The organism is Dietzia sp. Cai40 (assembly GCF_014145165.1).
In the GTDB taxonomy this organism is placed as follows: Bacteria; Actinomycetota; Actinomycetes; order Mycobacteriales; family Mycobacteriaceae; genus Dietzia; species Dietzia natronolimnaea.
Genome location: NZ_JAALEB010000408.1, coordinates 1 through 2510, shown reverse-complemented (window position 1 = coordinate 2510; position 2510 = coordinate 1). Strand labels below are relative to the sequence as shown.

Below are 2510 nucleotides of genomic sequence, written 5' to 3'. Positions count from 1 at the left end.
AGCGCCGGGCTAGTCGGAGCGGTCGAGGTAGCGCAGGGCCACGAGCGTCGACTGCTCGGCCACCTTGAGCAGGAACGGCGAGACGTCCCGGTAGATGTGCTGCGTGATGGCCTCGGCGGACGCGCCGGGGCCGAGTTCCTCCCGGGCGGCGACGATCTGGTCGAGCCGGTCCCGCCGGTGTCGGGCGAGCACCTGGGCCGCGCGCGCGGTGTTCTCCACGTCCGGCCCGTGCCCGGGGACACCCACGACGCCGTCGGCGCGGGCGGCCAGCAGGTCGAGGCTCTCCAGGTAGTCGCCCAGATCGCCGTCGGTCGAGTCCAGGACCGTCGAATCGCGGCCCAGGATCGTGTCGCCGAGTACCACGCAGTCCGCCGGCGCGGTGAACCCCGCACCCGCGGGACGCACCTCGAGGCTGATCGAGTCCGCGGTGTGCCCCGGAGTGGCCAGCACGATGATGTCCAGCCCGGCGGCGTGGATCTCCTCGCCGTCGACCAGTGGCCCGGCGTCGCGGCAGTACCGCTCCCCGACCGCTCGGACCGGCGCGCCGGTCAGCGCGCGGAGGTGGTCGATCCCGTCGGTGTGGTCCCCGTGGCGATGGGTGACGACGACGAGCTCGATCTCCCCCACGATGGCGGCGATCCGCTCGGCGTGCGCGCGATCGTCCGGCCCGGGATCCACCACCACGGCGGTGGGCGATCCCGGGGCCCGCAGCACGACCGTGTTGGTCCCCTCGAAGGTCATCTCCGAGGGGTTGTCGCAGAGGATCACCCCGGCCAGGTCGGTGACGGGGCGCAGCGTCTCGTACGCGGGGAACGTGATCGGGGCCAGACCGCCGGACGTCGCCATGGTCCGTCCCTAACCCTCGACCTCGACCTCGACGATGAGCTCGACCTCGACGGGGGCGTCGAGCGGCAGCTCCGACACCCCGACGGCGGAGCGTGCGTGGACGCCGGCGTCGCCGAAGACCTCACCCAGCAGGTCCGAGGCGCCGTTGATCACCGCGGGCTGGGCGTTGAAGCCCGGCGCCGAGGCGACGAACCCGACGACCTTGACGATCCGCACGACGGAGTCGATGCCCACCAGGCCGTCGACCGCGGCGAGCGCGTTGAGGGCGCAGGTCCGGGCGAGACCGGCGGCGACCTCCGGACTGACCGCGGCTCCGACCTTGCCCGTCGCGGCGAGGGCGCCGTCGACCATCGGCAGCTGACCGGAGGTGTAGACGTACGCCCCCGTCCGCACGGCGGGGACGTAGTTGGCCAGCGGGGGGACCACGGTCGGCAGCTCGATCCCCAGCTGCTCCAGCTTTCGGGTCCAGTAGCCGCCGCCCTCGCCCTCCGACATCAGAGCCGGCGCTTGAGGTAGGCGACGTGCTGCTCGCCGGTGGGCCCGGGCAGCACGGACACGAGCTCCCAGCCGTCACTGCCCCACTGGTCGAGGATCTGCTTGGTGGCGTGGGTGAGCAGCGGGACGGTCGCGTACTCGAACCGGGCTGCGGAGGTGGATTCGCTCATGCCCCCACTCTAGGGAAGTCGAGAGCAGCCCGCGCGCTCTGGTGGAACCGCTTAGTGTGGAACGCATGCCGTCCACCGACAATCCAGGAACGCAGGCGACTCGAACTCAGGGGACACAGTCGACGAGGGCGACCATCGCCGACCAGCTGTCCACCGGCTGGTCCGACTCCTCCGCCCGCGCAGACCTCCACTACGTCTCCGGGAAGGGGGGAACGGGCAAGACCACGGTCGCCACCTCGCTCGCGCTGGCACTGGCCTCCACCGGCAAGCGTGTGTTGCTGGTCGAGGTGGAGGAGCGCCAGGGAATCTCCCGGATCTTCGACCGCGCCCCGCTGCCGTACCGCGAGGAGCTCGTGGCCCGGGTGGACGGTGGCGGCAAGGTGTTCGCGCTGGCCATCGACATCGAGGCCGCGATGCTCGACTACCTCGACACCTTCTACCACCTCGGGGTGGTGGGCAAGGTGATGAAGTCGGTGGGCGCGATCGAGTTCGCGACCACCATCGCCCCCGGCCTCAAGGACGTGCTCCTGACCGGAAAGATCTACGAGGTCGTCACGCGCCAGCACGCCAAGAAGGAGGTCGTGTACGACGCCGTGGTGGTGGACGCCCCGCCCACGGGCCGTATCGGCAAGTTCCTCGACGTGACCACCGCGATGGCCGACCTGGCCGCCGGCGGGCCCATCCGCCGGCAGGCCGATGCCGTCTCCGAGCTGGTCCACTCCCCGCAGACGGTCGTCCACCTGGTCACCCTGCTCGAGTCGCTGCCGGTCCAGGAGACCATCGAGGCGATCGAGGAGCTGCGTTCGCACGACCTGCGGGTCGGCCAGGTGATCATCAACCGGGCCGAGACCAGGCACCTCGACGACGACGCGCTCCAGCGGATCGCCGAGGAGGACATCGATGCGGAGGCGGTGCTGGCCGGGCTCGAGGAGACCGGTGTGGAGCTCGACGACGAGGGCCTGCAGGGGCTCCTGGTGGAGGCCATCGAACACGCCCGCG

At 71.3% G+C, this 2510-nt stretch carries 4 protein-coding genes; 1 reads left to right on the top strand and 3 read right to left on the bottom strand.

The genetic code is table 11. From position 1 onward, the window contains the following. Nucleotides 1-9: 9 nt before the first annotated feature. Genes G6022_RS14545 through G6022_RS14535 form a run of 3 tightly spaced genes read right to left on the bottom strand, consistent with a single transcriptional unit; the run spans nt 10 to nt 1511 of the window. Nucleotides 10-846: an MBL fold metallo-hydrolase gene (locus G6022_RS14545; protein WP_182691845.1), complete on the bottom strand. Its 837-nt coding sequence runs from the start codon at nt 844-846 to the stop codon at nt 10-12. Between the two features lie 9 nt (nt 847-855). Continuing rightward, a complete protein-coding gene (locus G6022_RS14540) occupies nt 856-1341 on the bottom strand; it encodes a RidA family protein (protein WP_182610978.1) in 486 nt (161 codons plus the stop codon). Then, the gene (locus G6022_RS14535) at nt 1341-1511 is read right to left on the bottom strand and encodes a DUF4177 domain-containing protein (protein ID WP_179524409.1); all 171 of its coding nucleotides are present in this window, start codon (nt 1509-1511) and stop codon (nt 1341-1343) included. The genes G6022_RS14540 and G6022_RS14535 overlap by 1 nt, the downstream gene beginning before the upstream one ends. A 65-nt stretch (nt 1512-1576) precedes the next feature. Between G6022_RS14535 and G6022_RS14530 the strand changes: the two genes are divergently transcribed. Then, nucleotides 1577-2510: ArsA-related P-loop ATPase (locus tag G6022_RS14530; protein WP_182691843.1), on the top strand; the 934-nt coding region annotated here is incomplete at its 3' end.